The sequence below is a fragment of the Streptosporangium sp. NPDC053982 genome (assembly GCF_055585205.1).
In genome coordinates, this window is record NZ_JBVJKQ010000026.1 from 1 (window position 1) to 21,213 (window position 21,213).

Sequence of the window (21,213 nt, forward strand, 5' to 3'; positions counted from 1 at the left end):
TTCGCACTCGAAGGATCACGCGATGGCCGTTCTCATTTCACGGCGCCACGCCTGCTAGCTGGGGAAACTCATACACCACCTCCGTGGACGCAACCGCCGCTCTCGGGGCGGAAAGCCATCCGGCCGGCCTGCGCCTCCGCGGAGCCCCCTTGCGGATCCGAACCCTTCAGCCCGCCTGAAGACCCGAAGTCCGTACAGGCCCGTCCCCTTCCGGGAATCCGGGAACCGCGAGCCCCGGGAGACCCGCGTGACGCGCGACGCCCCCACCGGCCGAGGCCGGTGGGGGCGTTCTGTTCGTACGGGGAGGGAACGGCGTGCCGTGGCACGTCCGGGGAGACCGGGGCCGCCGGAGGACCGCGCCGGGAGGGACCGCGCGCCGCCGGGCGGCCACGGGGCAGGGCGGCGCCGCCGGACGACCGCGCGGCGCGCCGTAGGGCGACCGCGCGGAGAGGGTTCGCGCGCCGTCAGACGGCGGCGTGCAGCCAGCGGACCGGCGCGCCCTCGCCCGCGTACCTGAACGACTCCAGCTCGGCGTCCCACTGCTTGCCGAGCAGCTTGTCGAGCTCCTCCTCCAGGACCACCCTGCCCTGCCGCGCCATGAGCATGACCGAGCGCAGGCGGTCCTCGGGCACCAGGATGTCACCCGAGGCGCCGATCACCGCGGTGAAGGCGCCGAGGGACGGCGTGTAGGCGTGCCGGGACCCGTCGGCACCCGGCGAGGGGTCCTCGGTGATCTCGAACCTGATGCGCTGCCAGCCCATCAGGGACGAGGTGATGGCCGCCGCCGTCCCCGGGCGGCCGACCCATTCGGCCTGCGCGCGCACGTGGCCGGGCGCGGCCGGCTGCGGGGTCCAGTTCAGGTCGACGGGCACGCCGAGGACACCCGCGACCGCCCATTCGATATGCGGGCACAGCGCAGGCTGAGCCGAGTGGACGTAAAGCACGCCACGAGCAGACACCGGACCTCCCGTTTCGTACGAGGTGCGCCTTCCCCAACGGCCTCGACCAGGATGATCACAAGTGACTGTAGGAGAGACTACCGTCGGTTGTGACGCCGCACCAGAGGGGGGTCATACCGAGATGCCGTGCGACCGGCCTCCGGCTGGGGCATGCTCGGAGTGAGACGATCCGACGATCCGCCGCCCGACCCCCCGGAGAGCCACATGGACGCCGACATCGAACGGGTGGAGCCCGTCCCGGGAGAACCGGCTCTGATCAGGCGTGACCAGCTGCTGACGGACGCCCCCGGCATGGCGGCCGTCGCCCGGTGGACCGCGGCGGTGACCGAGGCCGACGGCGTCTTCCGGATACGGCTGGTGCCCGGCGTCGACGTCTGCGACCTCGCCGCCACGGTCCGGGACCGCGGGCACGCGGCCTCCCCCAACCACATCCTGGTGGGCCAGCCCCTCTTCTTCGGAGGCCCGGCCTCCCGGCCCTTCCCGGCGCCTCCGCCTCCGCCTCCCGGCGCGGCGCCGGGAGGCGGACCGGACGGACCCGGGGGCCCCGGGAACGTCAGGGGCGACGGGGGCGACGGGGACCGCGAGGGCGGCGGGGCCCCCCGCGACATCCCGGGCGGGTCGGACAGACCCAGTGGACCCGGCGGCCCCGGCGGCCCCGGCGCGCCGGTGACCGTCGCGGTCGCCGACACCGGTCTGGCCGCGCACCCGTGGTGGCGGGACCTCCCGTGGTTCCTCGAACGGCGGCGCGAGGCCGCCGAGGTGCCCGACGCCGACGGCGACGGGCGGCTGGACCCCCAGGCCGGGCACGGCACGTTCGTCACCGGACTGATCCTGCGGTCGGCACCCGAGGCGCGGGTGCGCCCGCTGCGGGTGCTGGACGGCCGCGGCGTCGGAGACGAGGCCGGGCTGCTGCGGGCGCTGACGCGGCTGCGGGACGAGCCACCCCAGGTGCTCAACCTCTCCCTGGGCGGGCACACCTACGACGACCGGCCCTCACCCCTTCTTGAGGCCGCCCTGGCCGGCCTGCCGGGCACCGTCGCGGTGGCCTGCGCGGGCAACACGGCCTCCGACCGGCCGTTCTGGCCGGCCGCGCTGCCCGGGGTGATCGCCGTCGGCGCGCTGGACGCGGCCGGACGGGACCGGGCGCCGTTCTCGGCCCACGGCCCCTGGGTCGACGCCTGCGCCCCCGGGGAATGGCTGACCAGCTCCTTCCTGGAGCACGGGGCGTTCCACGGCTACGCGCGCTGGAGCGGCACCTCCTTCGCCGCCGCCGTGGTCAGCGGCGCGATCGCCGCGGCGACCCGGGGGCGGACACCCGCCGAGGCCGCGGCGCACGTCCTCGATCCGGAACGGAACCGAAAAATCTCAGATCTGGGCGTCGTCGTGGCCAGGCCAAGGTAAAGTCTCACCCAAAGTCACCACTGAGACACGAAGAGTGTCCAGGACGGCTTCGGAGGCTCCGGTGAGCGACCAGCACACGATCGACGCCGCGCTGGCGGGCGACCAGGAGGCGTGGGACACGCTGGTGAACCGGTTCTCCGGTCCCCTGTGGTCGGTGGCCCGCGCCCACGGCCTGAGCGCGGCGGACGCCGCGGACGCGGTGCAGGGCACCTGGCTGCGGCTGCTGGAGAGCCTGCACACCATCCGCGACCCCGGCCGGCTCGGCTCGTGGCTGTTCACCACGGTCCGGCGGGAGGCGTCCCTGCTCCGCAGGCGGAGCCGCGGCGAGCGGCCGGTCGCCGACCCGGCCGACGCCGGCGAGGTCCGCCCCGGTCCGTCACCCGCCGAGGCCGCCCCCGACCCGGCCCTGATCGTGCTCAGCGCCGACGAGGGCCGCCGTCTCTGGCTGGCCGTCGAGGCGATGCAGGAGCCGTGCCGCTCGCTGTTCCGGCTGATGGCCACGGCTCCCGACGCGGGCGTCCACCAGCTCGCCGGACGCCTGGGCATGCCCAGCGGCAGCTACGGCCCCACCCGGGGCCGGTGCCTGAACCGACTACGCACCATGCTCACCGCTCAGGAGGCCGCATCTTGACCCGACGTTCCGCCGCGATCGACGACGAGTCCCTGATCGCCGCGCTCCGCCTGGCGGCCGGCCGCGACCCCGTGCCCGGTCACATCCCGGCGGCCGCGCGCGCGGCCTTCGGCCTGCGGCTGCCCGGCGCGGCCACGGCCCTGCCCGTGGCCGCGCCGGCGCCGCGGGACGTCCGCGACGGCGGGCAGGACCGGCTGCTCCGCTTCACCGCGGCCGGGCTCACCGTCGACCTGGAGGTCACCGCGATGGACGGCCTGGTCGACCTGGCCGGGCAGGTCTCCCCCTGCCCCGAGGAGGGCACGCGGGTCGAGGTCCGCACCCCGCACCTCACCGAGGCGCGGGAGCTGTCGGCGACCGGCCAGTTCGCCGTGACGGGCCTGCCGCCGGGCTGGTTCAGCGTGGTGTGCCACCGGCCGGGGCAGGTCCCCGTCGTCACCAGCTGGACCAGAATCCGCCCGTAGGTGGCCCCCGACGAAGCGCTCGCCGCCGCCGAGCGAGCACTGGAGCTGTCCGGCAGCGACCCGGCCGCCGCGCGGGAGCTGGCGCGCGACATGCTCCGTGCCGCCCTCCCCGCGGAGGCCGCGGCGGTCGCCCACCGGGCGCTGGCGGTGGCCGCGCGGGAGCTGGGAGATCTGCCGCTGGCCGAGGAGCACCTGCGGAGCGCGGTGCGCGTGGCGCTGCGGGCGGGCCTGCCGTACCGGGCGGCGCAGGCGCGGCTGTCGCTGGTGCACGTCCTCACCGAGCTCGGCCACCCCCGGCGGGCGCTGGCCGTCGCGGCGGCGGCCGAACCATGTCTGCCGCCGGCCGAGACGGCCAGGCTCGCCGTGCACCGGGCCGGGGCGCTGACCCGCCTGGGCCGCTACGCCGAGGCCCTCGCCCAGTGCGACCGGGCCGTGGGCGCCCTGGACGGCGACGCCTACTATCTCGCCGGGGCCCTGCTGAACCGGGGGCTGAGCAGGGTGTTCCTGGGGCACTTCGGGGAGGCCGAGGCCGACCTGCGCCGCTGCGCCGAGCTGGCGCGGGACGCGGGCCTGGACCACGTGCTCACGCTCGCCGAGGGCAATCTGCCGTTCCTGGCGGCCCGGCGCGGTGACCTGCCCGCCGCGTTCGCCGCCTACCGGCGCGCCGAGAGCAGCCTGTTCGGCTTTCCCGAACGGCTCGCGGCGATGCGCTGCGACCTGGCGGAGGCATTGGTCGACGCGCACCTGCCGGGTGAGGCGCGGGCGCTGCTCGACCTGGCGGTTCCGGAGCTCGCGGCGGCGGGGGCGGAGGTGGCGCTGGCCGACGCCCGGCTGCTGCTCGCCCGGGTGGAGCTGCGCACCGGCGACCCGCGCCGCGCCGCGGAGCACGCCGAGCCGGCCGCGTCCGCCCTGGCGGCGCAGGGCAGGACGGCGCTGGTGCCGCTCGCCGCCGAGGTGCTGCTGCGGGCCCGTCTGGCGTCCGGCCCGCCGTCCCCGGAACTGGCCGCCGAGTTGCTCTCGTGCGCGGCCGACCTCGACGGCGCGGGCCGCCCCGACCTCTCCCGCGAGTTGCGGTTCACCGCGGCCGAGACCGTCCTGCGGCTGGGCGACCGGGCGTCCGCCCGCGAGCGGCTCGCCGTCCTCGCCCGCGGAGCCCCGGGGCTGCTCCGCCACCGGGCCGCCGCGCTGCACCGGGCGCTGTCCGGCGACCGGCGCGGCGCGTTCGCGGCCGTCCGCGCCGGACTGGCCGAGGCGGGTTCCACCGCGGCCGCCCTCGACGACCCCGCGATCCGGGCGTACGCCGTCGGCGCCGGTGAGCCGCTGGCCCGCTTCGGGCTGGAGCTCGCGCTGGAGACGGGGCGGGGCCGCGCGGTCCTCGCCTGGGCCGAGCGGTGGCGGGCGGTCGCCGGGGGCCCCGGGCGGCCCGTGGCGCCCGGCGTCGAGGAGTTGCGGGCCGCCCTGGAGGAGGCGGCGCTGGTGGAGTTCGTCCGCGACGGCGACGGGCTGGTGGCCGTCGCCGTCACCCCCGAGCGCGTCGCGTTGCGCCGGCTCGGCCCCTTCGCCGCGGTCGCCGAGGCCACCGTGCGGCTCCGGTACGGCCTGCGCCGGGCGCACCTGCGCGACGGCCGGGCCCCGGCGCTGGACGGCGACGCGGCGCTCCTGGAGCGGCTGCTGTTCGGCGCGCTGCGCCGGCCGCTCGGCGACCGGCCGCTGGTGATCGTGCCGACCGGTTCGCTGCACACCCTGCCCTGGCCGGTGCTGCCGATGAACGCCGGCCGTCCCGTCACCGTGGCGTCCGCCGCGGCGGCCTGGCTGGCCGGGCAGCGGGCGCCCTCCGTACCGGGCGGGAGGACCGTGGCGGTCGCGGGTCCGGCGCTGCGCTGCGCCGGGGCCGAGGCCGCCATGGTCGCCGCCCGCCGTCCCGGCACGGAGGCGGTGGCGGCGCGGCGGGCCGAGGTGCTGGCGGCGCTGGAGGGCGCCGAGGTGGCACACCTGGCCGCGCACGGGGTGTTCTCCCCGGGCAGCCCGCTGCTGTCCAGCATCCACCTCGACGACGGGCCGCTGATGGCCTACGACCTGCTGCGGCTGCGCCGGCCGCCCGCGCTGGCGGTGCTGTCGGCGTGCGATGCGGGCATGGCGCGGGTGCCCGCGGACGGGGCGCCGCTGGGGCTGGCCGGCGCCTTCCTGTCGGTGGGCTCGCGGTGCGTGGTGGCCAGCCTGGTGCCGGTGCGCGACGAGCCGGCGCTGGCGCTGATGGAGGTCTTCCACGAGCTGCTGGCCACCGGGCGTCCGCCGGCCCGCGCGCTGGCCGCGGCGAGCGCGAAGACCGGGGTGGCGGGGTTCGCCTGCTTCGGGTACGGCGACCTGCCGATGCCGGCCGGGAGAGGTCAGCCGGTGGCGACCGGCCGGGAGGGGTCGGCCACCCAGTTGGACCAGGAACCGACGTAGAGGGCGGCGGGGACGCCCGCCACGTCCAGCGCGAGCACCTGGTGCGCCGCCGTCACGCCTGAGCCGCAGTAGGCGCCGACCGCGACGCCCGGCACGGCGCCCAGGGTGTTGAACCGCTCGCGCAGGAACTCCGGCCGGTGGAAGCGCCCGGCGGGATCGACGTTCTCGAAGGTGGGGGCGCTCACCGCACCGGGGATGTGCCCGGCGACGGGGTCGATCGGCTCGACCTCGCCCCGGTAGCGTTCGGCGGCGCGGGCGTCCAGCAGCACCCCCTCGCCTGCCAGCTCCAGCGCCTGACCGGCGTCGAGGACGGGCATCCCGCCGGGCCGCGCGGTGAAGTCGCCGGGCCGTACGGACTCCTCGCCCGCCGCGACGGGCCGCCCCTCGGCCGCCCAGGCGCGCAGGCCGCCGTCGAGGACGCGGACGTCGGGGTGCCCGAAGTAGCGCAGCGTCCACCACGCCCGCGCGGCGGCGGTGGCGTCGGCCTCGTCGTAGACGACGACCGTACGGGAACCGGACACGCCCAGGCGGCGCATCGCCTCCTGGAACGCCCCGGCCTCCGGCAGCGGGTGGCGGCCCTGCGGTCCGGGCGGCGCGGCGAGGTCGGCGTTGAGGTCGCAGAAGACCGCGCCGGGGATGTGGCCCTCGCGGTAGGCGTCGGCCCCGGGCGGGCCGCCGAGCTTCCAGCGCACGTCCAGGACGGCCGGGCCGTCCAGGGCCTCCAGCTCGGCCGGAGTGATCAGCGGGCTCATCAGGGTCTCCCCTTCGCAGAGGTTCGGGATCCGGGACGGCGCGGAGCCGGCCCCGGGAGGGCGCCGGACACCGCGGCGGGGGAAGCGGCGAGGTGGTGGAACGGCGGGCCGGCGATCGCGCCACGGCGACGCCACGGCGTTACGGCGGCGGTACGGCGGCCTCCCGGCCGCCGGGCATCGGCCGGGAAGCCAGGAAGCCGGGAAGCCGGTTACGAGGCGGCGCGGGCGGTGGCCTCCGACAGGGCCTTGGCGAAGGTCAGCACGTGGGAGACCGCCTCGGGACCGTCGGCCGCCTCGCTCACGCGCAGCGACAGGTCGTCGGCCGTGACGGCCCCGGTGTAGCCGTGGTCTGCCTCGCAGTTCTCGTCGCCGCAGGTGGCGGGCTCCAGGTCGACGTGGGAGATGGCCCCCCAGCCGATGGTGAGCGTCACCTCCGTGGGCGGCACGCCCGGCACATAGGAGGCGGGGTCGGGGACCACCCGGGTGACGGAGACCGACTGGATCCGGCTGAGCCGTACCGCCTCGGTGGTCGTGGAGGCGTGCGACGCCGAGACCCCCTCCACCGCGGGGTGCTCGTCGGTGTGGCAGACGAGCAGCCGGGTGGGTGTGAGAACCAGGACGGTGACGTGCCTGCGCACCTCCATCGCCGGGTCGAAGGTGGCCTCGTGGTGCACGACGTACGCCGTCACCTGCTCCTTGCCCAGGGCGGATTCGACCGCGTCGGTGACCAGGTCGGGGTAGTAGCCGCTGCGGTCGATGGCGTCGCGCAGCCCGGTTGCCGAGAGTCGGGTATCCCTCATGGGTCCATCCTGCCCTGTCCGGGGCAGCGCTTTCACCTCCAGCACGCCCTCTCCCGCCGGACGCGTCGGCCCGTGGACGCCCGCGGCCCGTGGCCCGCGCCGTCCGGTCCGGCACGGTTCAGGCCGCACCCGGCCGTACGGCACGGCGGTCAGCCGCCGTCCGGCACGGCACGGGCCGTGACCCGGCCGTACGGCACGGCGATCCGCCGCGGGCCGCCTCAGGAACCAGGCCGTACGGCACGGCGGTCCGCCGCCGCGGATCACCTCAGGCCGGGAACCCGCCCAGGCGGCGCGGGCCGCCGTCGATCCGCGGTCCGGGCGGTTCGCGCAGCACGGCGCGCGCCCCCAGGACGATCGCCTCCGACTCCCCCACGAGCACCGGGTCGAGGTCGAGCCTGGCCACCTCGGGCAGGTCGTCGGCCAGCCGCCCGACCCGGACCAGCAGGTCCGTGAGGGCCTCCACCGCGACGGGCGGATAGCCGTACCCGCCGAGCAGCAGGGGCGCCGTGCGCGGCGCCCGCACCAGGGCCCCGGCGTCCTCCCGGGTGAGCGGGGCGAGCCCGTACACCTCGTCGCGCAGCAGCCGGGCGGTGACCTCGCCCAGCCCGAACGACACGACCGCGCCGAACGCGGCGTCCTCGACGACGCCGATCACCGTCGGCACCGCGGGCTGCGGGACCATCCGCTGCACCGCGAGCGCGGCGTCCCGGCCGAGCTGCCGGGACAGTCCCTCGAACGCCTCACGCACCCCGTCGGGGCCGGTCAGGCCGAGCCGTACGGTCCCGGCGCGCTTGGCCGCCTCGGGGTCGGCGGCCTTGAGCGCCACCGGCCAGCCCAGCCGTTCGGCCGCCGCCACGGCGCGTTCCGCGGAGTCCACCCGCTCGGCCGGCCACACCCGCACCCCGTAGCAGGCGAGCAGCCCGGCGGCGTCGATCTCAGCCTTCTCCCCCCACGGCCCGGCGGCGTCGATCCCGGTCGTCTCCCCCGGCGGCGCGGCGCCGGTCACGACCGTCTCCTCCGGCGGTACGGCGCCGGTCCCGGCAGGGTCTTTCCGCAGCGCGGCCCGCACCAGCCGCCGCGCGGCCGCGGTGTCCACGCCCTCCGGCTCCTCCGGGATCCCCGCGGGCCGCTCCCGCCAGCGGGCGTACCGCACGGCGTGGGACAGCGCGCGGACCGCCTCCTCCGGCGCCGGGTACGACGGGATCGACCCCCACCCGGGCACCGAGTCCGTCCGCAGTTCCGGCGGCATGCCCGTCCGGCCCTCGAACGTGGCCAGCACCGGCTTGCCGTGGTCGCGCGAGACCCGCAGCAGCTCGGCGGCCACCTCGGCGGCCGGGCCGGGGATCGGCGGCATGTAGATCACGACGACCGCGTCCACGTCCGGCAGCACCGACGCGAGGCCCGCGCCGAACTCCGCCGCCCCCGCGGCCGCGCCGAGGTTGACCGGCGGCCTGGGTTCCAGCCCGGCCCGCACGCAGGCGTCCGCCGCGAGCAGCGCCATCGCGTCGGAGTTGCTGACCAGGCCCACCCGGGGCCCGGCCGGCAGCGGCTGGTGGGCCAGCAGCTGCGCCACGTCGAACTGCTGGACCAGGTCGTCCACCCGGATCACCCCGGCCTGCTCGAACAGCGAGCTGAGCGCGGTGTCGGGCAGGCCGAGCACCGGCGCGGCGTGACCCGTCGGCACGTTCTGAGTGGTTCCGCCGCTCTTGACCACCACGATCGGCTTGCGGCGGGAGATCCGCCGGGTGAGGCGGGCGAACTTGCGGGGGTTCCCCAGCGACTCCAGGTAGAGGAGGATCACGTCGGTGGCGGGGTCCTCCTCCCAGTACTGCAGCAGGTCGTTGCCCGAGACGTCGGCCCGGTTGCCCGCCGACACGAACGAGGAGATGCCCATGCCTCGCTGGGCCACCCGCTGCAGCAGCGCGGTGCCCAGCGCGCCGGACTGGCTGAAGAAGCCGACCCGGCCGCGGCCGGGGACGGTCGCGGCGAGCGTGGCGTTCAGCCGGACCGCCGGGTCGGTGTTGGCGACGCCGAGGCAGTTGGGGCCGACGACGCGCAGGCCGTACGCGCGGGCGATGCGGACCAGCTCGTCCTGCCTGGCGCGCCCCTCGGGGCCGGTCTCGCCGAATCCCGAGGAGACCACGATCAGCCCGCGCACGCCCTTCTCCGCGCACTCCTTGACCACCTCGATCACCCCCTCGGCGGGTACGGCCAGCACCGCGAGGTCCACCTCGCCGTCGATGGCCGTCACGCCGGGATAGGCCCGCACCCCGGCGACCGCGCGGGCCTCGCGGTGCACCGGGTACACCGGTCCGGTGAAGTCGGCGGCGAGCAGGTTGCGCAGCACGGTCTGCCCGACGCCGCCGGGCTCCCGGCCGGCGCCGACGACCGCCACCGACCTCGGGGACAGCAGCCGCTCGATCGAGCGCGCCTCGGCCCGGTGCTCGCGGGCGGCGGTCACCTCCTGGGAGGTCTCGGTGGGGGTGAGGTCGAGGATCATCCGGACCACGCCGTCGGCGAAGCGGCTCTGCGCGGTGTAGCCGGCCTGCTTCAGGACACCCATCATCTTCTGGTTGGCCGGCAGGACGTCGGCGACGAACCGGGAGATCCCCCGCTCCCGGGCCGTGGCGGCCAGGTGCTCCAGCAGCACCGAGGCGACCCCGCGGCCCTGGTGGGCGTCCTCGACGAGGAAGGCCACCTCGGCCTCCGCCGGGTCGATCCGGTCGTAGCGGATGACCGCCACCATCTCCGTGCCGATCGTGGCGATCAGCGCGACCCGGTCGGTGTAGTCGACGTTGGTGAACCAGGTGATCTCCCGGTCCGAGAGGCGGGGTCTGGGGCCGAAGAAGCGGAAGTAGATCGACTCCTCCGACAGCCGCGAGTAGAACGCGCGCAGCAGATCGGCGTCGGCCGGATGGATCGGTCGGACATGGGCGGTCCCGCCGTCCGACAGGACGACGTCCGCCTCCCAGTGGGCGGGGTACTGAGCAGCCTCCACAGTCCCGAGAGTAAACGCGAATCACACAAGCCGGACCTGCTGGGCGGATTCCCGCAACGCTTGTGCATCGACTGCGCCCCGCTCTCCGCTCCCGACCCCATACGCGGTCCGGAAGCTGTTAAGTTTTTCGCGGCTAGAGGCACTTCAGCATCGAAGGCAGCAAGGTGGTGACATCATGGCGCGGGTGGTCGTGGTGGGCGATCTCATGACCGACGCCGTCGCGCGGGCTCGCTACCCGCTGGCCCGGGCCAGCGACACACCGGCGATCGTCACCATGCACGGAGGCGGCTCGGGGGCCAACATCTCCTCCTGGCTCGCCGTCGAGGGCGCCGAGGTCGCCTTCATCGGGCGCCGCGGCGCCGACATCACCGGCCGCAACCGCGACATGGAGCTGATGGGCTACGGCGTCGACGCCCGCCTGGTGATGGACCCCGAACGGCCGACCGGAACGTGCGTGGTGCTCATCACCCACAAGGGCGAGCGCACCATGCTGTCCGACCCCGGTGCCAACGCCGCGCTGTCGCCCGAGGACCTGCCGCGCGACCTGTTCCTCCAGGGCGGTCACCTGCACCTGTCAGGTTACACCCTGATCAACGAGGGGTCCCGCGAGGCGGGGCTCGCCGCCCTGAAGCTGGCCGGCCGCGCCGGGATGACCGTCTCGGTCGACTGCTCCTCGTCGGCGCCTCTTGAGCGGACCGGCGCCGAGCCGTTCCTGGAGTGGACCGAGGAAGCCACGCTGCTGTTCGCCAACGCCGACCAGGCCAAGGTGCTGACCGGCCGCGACGACCCCGCCGCGGCGGCCAAGGTGCTCACCGCGTGGTTCCCCCAGGTCGTCGTCAAGCTCGCCGCCGAGGGCGCCCTGTGGTACGCCAACGGCCGCGGCGAGCCGGTGAGGTGCCCGGCCGAGACGGTGAACCGCGTGGTCGACGGCACCGGCGCCGGCGACGCCTTCGTCGCCGGGTTCCTGCCCTCCTGGCTGGAGAAGAAGCCTCCGGCGGAGGCGCTCTCCGCCGGCTGCCGGCTGGCCGCCAAGGCGATCTCGCACCTCGGCGCCCGCCCCCGCCTCTGACCCTCCGTACGGCCCGGCTCGTCCCGGCCCGCCCGGTACGGTTCACCCGTGACCGGCCGCGCCCGGCCGCGCTCGCCGTACGCGCGGGCCGGCCGCGGGCTCAGGTCAGCTCGTCACGGCGAGGACCAGCGGCAGCACCGCCGGGGCTCCGGCGTGGCGGATCATCGCGGCGGCCAGGGTCACGCTCCAGCCCGTGTCGACGCGATCGTCGACCAGCAGGACCGGCCCGCCCGCCTCGGCCACGGCCGCGGCGAGCGCCGAGGGCATGGCCAGGGTGGCGCGGACCGCCTGGACCCGCTGGGCGCTGTTGAACTGCCGGCCCGGCGGACCGGAACGGTATCCCAGCTCGCCCAGGAAGGACAGCCTGCCGACCTGGGCCAGCCGCTCGGCCAGGCTGCGGACGAGCAGCGGCCTGCTCGCCGAGGGCATCGCGACCACCGCCGTCGGCCGCTGCTCCCATTCCCACGACGACAGCACCTTCACCACCGCGGCGAAGACGTCGTCGGGCACCGGGCCGTCGGGGGCGTTCTCGGCCAGCAGGCCGCGCAGGCGGTTGCCCCAGCCGATGTCGGTCAGCCGGCCCAGCGCCCGGCCGGTCCCCGCGCCCAGCTCCGGCTTGATCCGGCCCTTGAGGTCGGTCAGCCCGGTCGGCCACTGCCTGCGGGGCTCGATCTCCACGCCGGGACGGTGCAGGGTCGCCGCCGCCCGCTCCACAGCCTCCGCGGCCACCTCGGGCGAGCGGTGCGCGCCGGTGCAGTTGTCACAGCGTCCGCAGGGCACGGCGGCGTCGTCGTCCAGGCAGCGGCGCAGGAACACCTCGCGGCACTCGGTGGTGCCGAGGTATTCGAGCATGGCCTTCTGCTCGGCCTCGCGGGCCTCGGTCACCCGGGCGTAGCGGTCGGTGTCGTAGTGCCACGGCTCGCCGGTGGCCTCCCAGCCGCCCCTGACCCGGCGCACCGCGCCGTCCACGTCGAGGACCTTGAGCATGGTCTCCAGGCGGCTGCGGCTGAGGTCGACGCGGTTCTCCAACGCGGCCGTGGACAGCACGCCGCCCTCTTCCAGGGCCGCCAGCACGGCCCGCACGACCGGCTCCGGGGGGAAGGTCAGGGAGGCGAAGTAGGCCCAGATCTCGCGGTCCTCGGGGCCGGGCAGCAGGATCACCTCGGCCCGCTCGACCCCGCGGCCGGCCCGGCCGACCTGCTGGTAGTAGGCGACGGGCGACTGGGGCGCGCCGACGTGGACGACGAAGCCGAGATCGGGCTTGTCATATCCCATGCCGAGCGCGGAGGTGGCGACCAGCGCCTTGACCTTGTTGTCCAGCAGGGCCTGCTCGGCGGCCAGCCGTTCGGCCTGCTCGGTCTGCCCGGAGTAGGCGATCACCTCGTGGCCCTGCCCGCGGAGGTAGGCGGCGATCTCCTGGGCCGCGGCCACGGTGAGGGTGTAGACGATGCCCGAGCCCGGCAGCTCGTGCAGCGTCTGCGCGAGCCAGGCCATGCGCTCCTCGGCGCCGCGCAGCCGTACGACGTTCAGGTGGAGGCTCTCGCGCTCCAGCGCGCCGCGCAGGACGAGGGTCTCCTCGCCGAGCTGTTCTGCGACGTCACGGGTGACGCGGGCGTTGGCGGTGGCGGTGGTGGCCAGGACCGGCACGCCCTCGGGCAGCCCCTCGAACATCGTGCGCAGCCTGCGGTAGTCGGGGCGGAAGTCGTGGCCCCAGTCGGAGATGCAGTGCGCCTCGTCCACCACGACCAGGCCCGCGCTCTCGGCCAGCTCGGGCAGGACCTGGTCGCGGAACTCGGGGTTGTTGAGCCGCTCGGGGCTGACCAGCAGTACGTCGACCATGCCCTCGGCGACCTGGCCGTAGACCTGTTCCCACTCCTCGGGGTTGGCGGAGTTGACGGTGACGGCGTGGATCCCGGCGCGCTCGGCGGCGGCGATCTGGTTGCGCATCAGGGCCAGCAGCGGCGAGACGATGACGGTCGGCCCCTCGCCCAGCTCGCGCAGCAGGGCGGTGGCGACGAAGTAGACCGCCGACTTGCCCCAGCCGGTGCGCTGCACCACGAGCACCCGGCGGCGGTCCATCACCAGCGCCTTTATCGCCGACCACTGGTCCTCGCGCAGCCGGGCGTGCTCACCGGCCAGCGCCCGCAGCCGCTCCTCGGCCTCTTCACGCAGCATCTGCTCTTCGCTCACGGCTCATTGCTACCAGTTCCGGCGGACTGTTTTCCGCATCACCCGGATCTCCCGGGTTCCCGGGCGGCGGACCGGCGATCCCCCGCGGCGTGGTTGGATGCAGGCATCATGGACGTGACCACCTGGTACCTCGAACAGACCTCCCCCTCCGATCTGATCCCGGCCAGGCCCCCGGCGATCGCGCTCGACATCGCGCTCGCCGAGGTGCCCTCCCCCGAGTTCAGCCGGTTCCTGTACACGGCGGTGGGCGGCGACTGGCACTGGAGCGAACGGCTCCCGTGGACCTGGCAGCAGTGGGCCGATCTGCTGGCGGGCGGGGTGGAGACCTGGGTGGCCTACCACCGCGGCACCCCGGCGGGATACGTGGAACTGCTGCCCTGCGACGACGGGGCGGTGGAGATCACCTCCTTCGGCCTGCTGCCGTGGGCGATCGGCAGGGGCGCCGGCGGGCGCCTGCTGGAGGCCGGTACGGCCCGCGCCTGGGACATCGCCGACCGCCGGCCGAGCCTCGCGCCGACCCGGCGGGTGTGGCTGCACACCTGCTCCCTCGACGGCGCGGCCGCGCTGCCCAACTATCAGGCGCGGGGGTTCCGGATCTACGACACGAAGGTCAACGCCCCGGGCGACGCCTATGACGGCCCGCCGGCCGGCGCGTGGCCGGGAGCGGGGCAGCGGCCGTACGGGGGCCCGGGTGCCGCCCCGGAGCGCGGGCGGGACGAGGAGGGCGCTCCCGGGCGCGGGTGAGCCCGGGGGGCCTCCGGGCCGCCGGTGGGGCGTCGGGGACGCTCCCGGCGCCGCTCCCGGGTGTTCCCAGCCGAGTCCGGCGCGCCCGGCGGCGCGCGCGGACGTCCGGAAGTGTCACCGGGCGTGAGTATGGTAACGACACGCGGAACGGCCGCCGACGCCGTCCGCGTGAGCCCCGCGCACCACCCGGGCACCTCCCGGGCGCGCCGGGGCCCGGCGGTTGTGACACCACGAAGACGAGGAAGACGACAAGGAGGACGCGCTTCCCTCTCGGCCTCCGGGCCGGGGCCCGCGCGAGGAGAATCTGATGGCCCGACGGACGACCAAACCCCCGACTGAGGATTTCGAGGAGCGGATCGTCGACATCGACGTGTCCGCCGAGATGCGCACCAGCTTCCTCGAATACGCGTACTCGGTCATCTACCAGCGCGCGCTGCCGGACGCCAGGGACGGCCTCAAGCCCGTCCAGCGGCGCATCCTCTACTCGATGAGCGAGATGGGCCTGCGGCCCGACCGGGGACACGTCAAGTCGTCGCGGGTCGTCGGCGACGTGATGGGCAAGCTGCACCCGCACGGCGACACCGCCATCTACGACGCGCTGGTCCGCATGGCCCAGCCGTTCTCGATGCGGCTGCCGCTGGTCGACGGGCACGGCAACTTCGGCTCCCCCGACGACCTGCCCGCCGCGATGCGTTACACCGAGGCCCGCCTGGCCTCCGCGGCCATGGCCATGGTGCAGTCGATCGACGAGGACACCGTCGACTTCAAGCCCAACTACGACGGCCAGGAGACCGAGCCCACGGTCATGCCGTCGGCGTTCCCGAACCTCCTGGTCAACGGCGCCACCGGCATCGCGGTCGGGATGGCGACCAACATGGCGCCGCACAACCTCGTCGAGGTCGTCGCCGCCGCCCGGCACCTGATCAAGAAGCCGGACGCCACGCTCGACGACCTGATGCGGTTCGTCCCGGGCCCCGACCTGCCGACCGGCGGCATCATCATCGGCCTGGACGGCATCCGCGACGCCTACGCCCGCGGGCGCGGCACCTTCCGGATGCGCGCCAAGTGCGCCGTCGAGCAGGTCAGCCCCCGCCGCAAGGGCATCGTCGTCACCGAGCTGCCGTTCAACGTCGGCCCCGAGCGGGTGGTCACCAAGATCAGGGAGTTGGTGACGGCCAAGAAGCTCCAGGGCATCTCCGACCTGAAGGACCTCAGCGACCGTCACAGGGGCCTCAGGCTGATCATCGAGATCAAGAACGGCTTCATCCCCGAGGCCGTGCTGGAGGAGCTCTACCGCCTCACGCCGATGGAGGAGAGCTTCGGCATCAACAACGTGGCGCTGGTCGACGGCCAGCCGCGCACGCTGGGCCTGCGTGAGCTGCTCCAGGTGTACGTCGACCACCGCCTCGACGTGGTCCGCCGCCGCTCGGCCCACCGCCGCCGCAAGCGCGAGGAGCGGCTGCACCTCGTCGACGGCCTCATCATCGCCCTGCTCAGCATCGACGAGGTCATCCAGGTCATCCGTTCCTCCGACGACTCGGCCCAGGCCCGCGCCCGGCTGATGGAGATCTTCGACCTGTCGGAGATCCAGGCCGCCTACATCCTCGACACCCCGCTGCGCCGGCTGACCCGCTTCGACAAGCTGGAGCTCGACCGGGAGAAGGAGACGCTGCAGGCGGAGATCGCCGAGCTGACCGAGATCCTGTCCTCCGACACCCGGCTGCGCAAGGTCGTCTCCGACGAGCTGGCCCAGGTCGCCAAGACCTTCGGCACGCCGCGCCGTACGGTCCTCCTGGAGTCCTCCGGCGTCACCAGGAGCGCCGCGGTGACCCTGGAGGTCGCCGACGACCCGTGCCTGGTCCTGTTCTCCTCCACCGGCCTGCTGGCCCGCACGACCGACGCCTCCCCGCTGCCGGGCGAGGGTGAGCGGTCCGCGCACGACGTGCTGGTGTCGGTGGTGCGCAGCACGGTCAGGGGCGAGGTCGGAGTGGTCACCAGCGAGGGCCGGATGATCCGCGTCCAGGTCGTCGACCTGCCGACGCTGCCCCCGACGGCCGACCCGCCCTCGCTCTCCGGCGGCCACCCGGTGTCGGAGTACGTCAGCCTCTCCCCGGGGGAGACGGTCGTCGGCATCGGCTCGCTCGATCCCGACGGTCCCGGCCTGGCGCTGGGCACCGTGCAGGGAGTGGTCAAGCGGGTCGTCCCCGACTACCCGGCGAACCGCGACGAGTTCGAGGTGATCGGGCTCAAGGACGGCGACCGGGTGGTGGGCGCCGCGGAGCTCACCTCCGAGGACCACGACCTGGTGTTCATCACCTCCGACGCCCAGCTGCTCCGTTACCCGGCGACCAGCGTCCGCCCGCAGGGCCGCCCCGCCGGCGGCATGGCGGGCATCCGGCTGGACGGCGACGCCTCGGTGATCTGGTTCGGCGTGATCGACCCCGCGCGCGAGTCCAGGGTGGTGACGATCGCGGGGTCCTCCACCGCCCTGCCCGGCACCCAGATCGGCGGCGCCAAGATATCCGACTACGCCGAATACCCGGCCAAGGGCCGCGCCACCGGAGGCGTCCGGGCACAGCGCTTCCTGAAGGGCGAGGACGTCCTGCTGCTCGCCTGGGCCGGCCCGGCGCCGGTCCGCGCGGCCTCGGCCGTCGGCAAGCCCGTCCCGCTGCCCGAGGAGCTGGGCCGCCGCGACGGCTCGGGGGTGCGTCTCACCCACACGGTGGCGGCCGTGGGCGGGCCGATCGGCCCTGCCGGCGACGTGCCGGACGGCGCGTCAGGCGGGGCCCCGGGTGCCGGACAGGTCCCCGCGCCGACGCCCGCGCAGGACTGACCCGCGTCCCGCCCGGAGCGTGGCCCCGGGCGGGACGGCGGTCGTCAGATGATGCAGAGGCAGAAGGGGTGCCCGGCGGGGTCGAGGAAGACCCGGAAGTCGTCGTCCTCCTCGTCGGGCTGGTGGGAGTGCTTGACCGCGCCCAGCGCGAGCGTCCTCGCCTCGGCCTCGTCCAGGTCGTCCACGGCGAAGTCCAGGTGGAACTGCTGGGGGATCCCGGAGTCGGGCCAGGTGGGCGGCCGGTGGCCGGGGGCCAGCTGGAAGCAGAGGCGCCGGCCCGACTCCCCGTCGGTGAGCGTCACCCAGTCGTCCTCAACATTGGTGATCTTCCAGTCCAGAAGCGCACCGTAGAAGCCGGCGAGGCCCTTCGGGTCGGGGCAGTCGAGGACCACCGACCGCATCCTTGCTATCGCCATGTTCTCTCCTGAAAGTGGTGTCGGCCCGGGGCGACGGTGCCCGTGACGCGGCCGCCGCGTCTCACCTTGCTTCCCGGCGGCGGCGAAGCAAACCCCGGCCGGACACGTGCGCCCTCACCCGGGGCGTACGCCCTCACGCCGCGGGTGCGCCCCCGGCCGCGTGTGGCGCCCCTCCCGCCGGGCTCATGCGCCCCCGGTTCCCCACGCCGCGCGTGCGTCCCCCTGGCGGGCTTGGGCGTCCCGGTCCCCCACGCCGCGTGCGTCCCCCTGCCGGGCTTGTGCGCCCCCGCCGGGCGGCGGGCGCCGGTCCGGGGCATGCGCGCCACGATGGGCCGCTGGGCCGCTCAGACCGGTGCCTCCTGCACGGCGAGGCCGATCCTCGCCAGCAGCTCCTGCGGGTCGCCCGACTCCCAGGAGCGCACGATCCGGACGACCTGCTCGCCGGGCCGGAACTCCTCGTGCCCCGACGGTCCGAAGCAGCCCGCGCCGGCGAGGACGGCGACCAGGGGGTCGTCGTCGCCGAGCGACCGGGTGTGGACCGCGGCGTCGAGCAGCGCGAGCGCCGAGCGCGCGTTGCGCCCTCCGTCGCGGACCTCCACCCGGTCCAGTTTCCGCCTGCCCTCGGCACGCAGATAGTCGGCCAGGGACTCGATCCTGCTCATGGCAAGCTCCAGCTTTCCGTACGCGATGTCACAGAGCGATCACGCACAGTCAACCACGCCTGCGGGATCTCCATGAAGTCGGCACGGACGGGACCCCGGAAACTCCTGTGAAAAGGACATGCAGGATCATTAGCTCATCGACCACGACCGTAGGGGGTTCAATGCCGCACGGGTTTTCCGGAGGCGTCTTCGACGATCTGCTGGCGGCCAATGAGAGGTTCTCGGCCACGTTCACGGACTCCGCGCTGACCGGCCGGGCCGCCCGCGGGCTGGCGGTGGTCACCTGCATGGACTCCCGGATCGACCCGCTGGGGGTCTTCGGGCTCAGGCCCGGTGACGCCAAGATCCTGCGCAACGCCGGGGCGCGGGTCACCGACGACGTCCTGCGCACGCTGGTGCTCGCGGTCTACCTGCTGGGCGTGAACCGGGTGCTCGTCATGCCGCACACCGACTGCGGCATGGCCAAGGCGACCGACGAGGACGTGCACCAGCTCGCCGCCCGGCAGGGCGTCGACACCAGGAGCCTGGAGTTCCACACCGTCCCCGACCAGGACGCCGCGCTGCGTCACGACCTGACCCGCATCAGGACCAGCCCGTTCCTTCCGGCGGACCTGGCCGTCGGAGGCGCCATCTACGACGTGCGCACCGGGAAGCTCGCGCCCGTCGAGGCGGACTCCGGCTCCTGAGACGCCCTCAGGGCGGGTCCTGAGGCGTCTCCGACGCCTCAGGACCCGCCCTGCCCGGTATGGGCCGCGGTCGAGCCTCAGGCGTCGATGTGGTCGCGGTCGACCTCGGCGGCGCTGCCCACGATGAACTCCCGGCGCGGGGCCACGTCACTGCCCATCAGGAGGGCGAAGATGTTCTCGGCCGCCTCGACGTCCTCGATCCGCACCCGGCGCAGGGTGCGGTGGCGGGGCTCCATGGTGGTCTCGGCGAGCTGGTCGGCGTCCATCTCCCCGAGGCCCTTGTAGCGCTGCACCGGGTCCTTCCAGCGCTTGCCGCGGCGCTCCAGGTCACGCAGGACCCTCTGCAGCTCGGCGTCGGAGTAGCAGTAGACGTACTTGTCCTGCCCCCGGCCAGGGTTGGTGATCTCGATCCGGTGCAGCGGCGGGACCGCCGCGAAGACCCGGCCCGCCTCGACCATCGGCTTCATGTAGCGGTGGAACAGGGTCAGCAGCAGGCAGCGGATGTGGGCGCCGTCGACGTCGGCGTCGGCCATGAGGATGACCTTGCCGTACCGGGCGGCCTCGATGTCGAACGAGCGGCCCGAGCCCGCGCCGATGACCTGGATGATCGCGGCGCACTCGGCGTTCTTCAGCATGTCGGCGACGGACGCCTTCTGCACGTTCAGGATCTTGCCGCGGATCGGCAGCAGCGCCTGGAACTCCGAGTCGCGGGCGGCGCGGGCGGTGCCCAGCGCCGAGTCGCCCTCGACGATGAACAGCTCGGTGCGGTCGACGTCGTCGCTGCGGCAGTCGACCAGCTTGGCGGGGAGCGCCGAGTTCTCCAGGGCGGTCTTGCGCCGCTGGTTGTCGCGGTGCTCGCGGGCGGCGATGCGGGCCTTGGCCGCCGCGACGATCTTCTCCAGGACCGCCCGCATCTGCTGCTTGGCGCGGCGCGGCGGGTCGGTGAACAGCTCTTTGAGCTCGCGGGAGACGACGTGTGCGACGATCCGGGAGGCCGCGGCGGTGCCGAGGACCTCCTTGGTCTGCCCCTCGAACTGCGGCTCGGGCACCCGGACGGTCACCACCGCGGTGAGGCCCTCCATGATGTCCTCGCGGGTGACCGGGGCGTCGCCGTTCTTCAGCAGGCGGCTCTCGCGGAGCAGTTCGTTGAGCGTGCGGACCAGCGCCCGCTCGAAGCCGTTGACGTGGGTGCCGCCCTTGGGGGTGGCGATCACGTTGACGAACGACCGGACGGTGTTGTCGTAGCCCTTGCCCCAGCGCAGCGCCACGTCCACGGTCAGCTCGCGCTGGATCTCGGTGGGGGTCATGTGGCCGAGGTCGTCGAGGACCGGCACGGTCTCGTGGAAGTGGCCGACGCCCTGCATCCGCAGAACCTCGCAGAGCGCCTCGTCGCGGGCGAGGAACTCGGTGAACTCCGAGATGCCGCCGTCGAAGCGGAACTCCTCCTCGACCGGCTCCTCGCCGCGGCTGTCGCGCACGGACAGGGTCAGGCCGGGGACCAGGAAGGCGGTCTGGCGGAGGCGGACGTGGATCTCGTCGAGGGAGACCTCGGCCTCGGGGAGGAAGATCTGGCGGTCGGCCCAGAAGCGGACGCGGGTGCCGGTGGCCTTGCGGGGGACCGTGCCGGTCTCGCGCAGGCCGGACTTCTTCTTGAACTTACCGGTGGGGCCGTCGCCGTCGAAGACACCCGGGACGCCGCGCCGGAAGCTGATCGCGTGGGTCGTGCCGTCACGGTCGACCTCGACGTCGAGCCGGGAGGACAGGGCGTTGACCACGGAGGCGCCGACGCCGTGCAGGCCGCCCGACGCGGCGTAGGAACCGCCGCCGAACTTGCCGCCGGCGTGCAGCTTGGTGTAGACCAGCTCGACTCCGGCGAGGCCGGTCTTGGGCTCGATGTCCACCGGGATGCCGCGGCCGTCGTCGCGGACCTCGATCGACCCGTCGGGGTGGAGCTCGACCTCGATGCGGGCGCAGTGTCCCGCCAGGGCCTCGTCCACGCCGTTGTCGACGATCTCCCAGAGGCAGTGCATGAGGCCGCGGCTGTCGGTGGACCCGATGTACATGCCCGGGCGCTTGCGGACGGCCTCCAGCCCCTCCAGCACCGACAGATGCCGAGCGGTATAAGCCGTCTCCGTACTGACCGCGGTCACGCCCACTCCACTT

At 74.6% G+C, this 21,213-nt stretch carries 16 protein-coding genes; 8 read left to right on the top strand and 8 right to left on the bottom strand.

The genetic code is table 11. From position 1 onward, the window contains the following. Positions 1-464 precede the first annotated feature (464 nt). Entirely contained in the window at positions 465-959 is a 495-nt protein-coding gene (locus ACZ6W9_RS34950) for a DUF3145 domain-containing protein (protein ID WP_189245526.1), read from the bottom strand. Between the two features lie 126 nt (positions 960-1,085). On the opposite strand from ACZ6W9_RS34950, the gene ACZ6W9_RS34955 reads away from it, so the two are divergent. The 4 genes from ACZ6W9_RS34955 (at position 1,086) to ACZ6W9_RS34970 (ending at position 5,900) form a co-directional block, all read left to right on the top strand. Next, positions 1,086-2,360 carry a S8 family peptidase gene (locus tag ACZ6W9_RS34955; protein WP_470121607.1) on the top strand — a complete coding sequence of 425 codons (1,275 nt, stop codon included), beginning with the start codon at positions 1,086-1,088 and terminating at the stop codon, positions 2,358-2,360. 61 nt (positions 2,361-2,421) lie between these two features. Continuing rightward, complete coding sequence (locus tag ACZ6W9_RS34960; RefSeq protein ID WP_362942579.1) at positions 2,422-2,991, top strand: RNA polymerase sigma factor; 570 nt, start codon at positions 2,422-2,424, stop codon at positions 2,989-2,991. After that, positions 2,988-3,452 carry a hypothetical protein gene (locus tag ACZ6W9_RS34965; protein WP_389965349.1) on the top strand — a complete coding sequence of 155 codons (465 nt, stop codon included), beginning with the start codon at positions 2,988-2,990 and terminating at the stop codon, positions 3,450-3,452. Before ACZ6W9_RS34960 ends, ACZ6W9_RS34965 begins: the two co-directional genes overlap by 4 nt. Continuing rightward, positions 3,453-5,900 carry a CHAT domain-containing protein gene (locus ACZ6W9_RS34970; protein ID WP_470121610.1) on the top strand — a complete coding sequence of 816 codons (2,448 nt, stop codon included), beginning with the start codon at positions 3,453-3,455 and terminating at the stop codon, positions 5,898-5,900. It begins immediately after the preceding gene. Here ACZ6W9_RS34970 and ACZ6W9_RS34975 read toward each other — a convergent pair. The 3 genes from ACZ6W9_RS34975 to ACZ6W9_RS34985 all read right to left on the bottom strand — a co-directional run bounded on the left by ACZ6W9_RS34975 (position 5,840) and on the right by ACZ6W9_RS34985 (position 10,450). After that, positions 5,840-6,652: a sulfurtransferase gene (locus ACZ6W9_RS34975; RefSeq protein WP_389965343.1), complete on the bottom strand. Its 813-nt coding sequence runs from the start codon at positions 6,650-6,652 to the stop codon at positions 5,840-5,842. The genes ACZ6W9_RS34970 and ACZ6W9_RS34975 overlap by 61 nt on opposite strands. 209 nt (positions 6,653-6,861) lie before the next feature. After that, a complete protein-coding gene (locus ACZ6W9_RS34980; protein ID WP_189245531.1) occupies positions 6,862-7,452 on the bottom strand; it encodes a DUF5998 family protein in 591 nt (196 codons plus the stop codon). Positions 7,453-7,717: 265 nt separating this feature from the next. Beyond that, positions 7,718-10,450: a bifunctional acetate--CoA ligase family protein/GNAT family N-acetyltransferase gene (locus ACZ6W9_RS34985; RefSeq protein WP_389965339.1), complete on the bottom strand. Its 2,733-nt coding sequence runs from the start codon at positions 10,448-10,450 to the stop codon at positions 7,718-7,720. A 175-nt stretch (positions 10,451-10,625) separates the two neighbouring features. Between ACZ6W9_RS34985 and ACZ6W9_RS34990 the strand changes: the two genes are divergently transcribed. Beyond that, positions 10,626-11,519 carry a carbohydrate kinase family protein gene (locus ACZ6W9_RS34990; protein ID WP_389965336.1) on the top strand — a complete coding sequence of 298 codons (894 nt, stop codon included), beginning with the start codon at positions 10,626-10,628 and terminating at the stop codon, positions 11,517-11,519. Positions 11,520-11,624: 105 nt separating this feature from the next. Here ACZ6W9_RS34990 and ACZ6W9_RS34995 read toward each other — a convergent pair whose 3' ends face one another. After that, the gene (locus ACZ6W9_RS34995; protein ID WP_470121643.1) at positions 11,625-13,694 is read right to left on the bottom strand and encodes a RecQ family ATP-dependent DNA helicase; all 2,070 of its coding nucleotides are present in this window, start codon (positions 13,692-13,694) and stop codon (positions 11,625-11,627) included. Positions 13,695-13,817: 123 nt separating this feature from the next. On the opposite strand from ACZ6W9_RS34995, the gene ACZ6W9_RS35000 reads away from it, so the two are divergent. Together ACZ6W9_RS35000 and ACZ6W9_RS35005 are read left to right on the top strand one after the other, a co-directional pair. After that, entirely contained in the window at positions 13,818-14,453 is a 636-nt protein-coding gene (locus ACZ6W9_RS35000) for a GNAT family N-acetyltransferase (RefSeq protein ID WP_389965333.1), read from the top strand. A 307-nt stretch (positions 14,454-14,760) separates the two neighbouring features. Continuing rightward, positions 14,761-17,286, top strand: a complete 2,526-nt coding sequence (locus ACZ6W9_RS35005) for a DNA gyrase/topoisomerase IV subunit A (protein ID WP_389965330.1) — start codon at positions 14,761-14,763, stop codon at positions 17,284-17,286. Between the two features lie 44 nt (positions 17,287-17,330). On the opposite strand, the gene ACZ6W9_RS35010 is transcribed toward ACZ6W9_RS35005, so the two are convergent. Both ACZ6W9_RS35010 and ACZ6W9_RS35015 read right to left on the bottom strand, forming a co-directional pair. Then, positions 17,331-17,702 carry a VOC family protein gene (locus ACZ6W9_RS35010; RefSeq protein ID WP_362942626.1) on the bottom strand — a complete coding sequence of 124 codons (372 nt, stop codon included), beginning with the start codon at positions 17,700-17,702 and terminating at the stop codon, positions 17,331-17,333. A 344-nt stretch (positions 17,703-18,046) separates the two neighbouring features. Then, complete coding sequence (locus ACZ6W9_RS35015; RefSeq protein WP_389965327.1) at positions 18,047-18,364, bottom strand: hypothetical protein; 318 nt, start codon at positions 18,362-18,364, stop codon at positions 18,047-18,049. Between the two features lie 161 nt (positions 18,365-18,525). Here ACZ6W9_RS35015 and ACZ6W9_RS35020 point away from each other — a divergent pair, with 161 nt between their 5' ends. Then, positions 18,526-19,050, top strand: a complete 525-nt coding sequence (locus ACZ6W9_RS35020) for a beta-class carbonic anhydrase (protein WP_389965324.1) — start codon at positions 18,526-18,528, stop codon at positions 19,048-19,050. A 77-nt stretch (positions 19,051-19,127) separates the two neighbouring features. On the opposite strand, the gene ACZ6W9_RS35025 is transcribed toward ACZ6W9_RS35020, so the two are convergent. Then, a complete protein-coding gene (locus ACZ6W9_RS35025; RefSeq protein WP_389965894.1) occupies positions 19,128-21,200 on the bottom strand; it encodes a DNA gyrase/topoisomerase IV subunit B in 2,073 nt (690 codons plus the stop codon). Between the last annotated feature and the right edge of the window lie 13 nt (positions 21,201-21,213).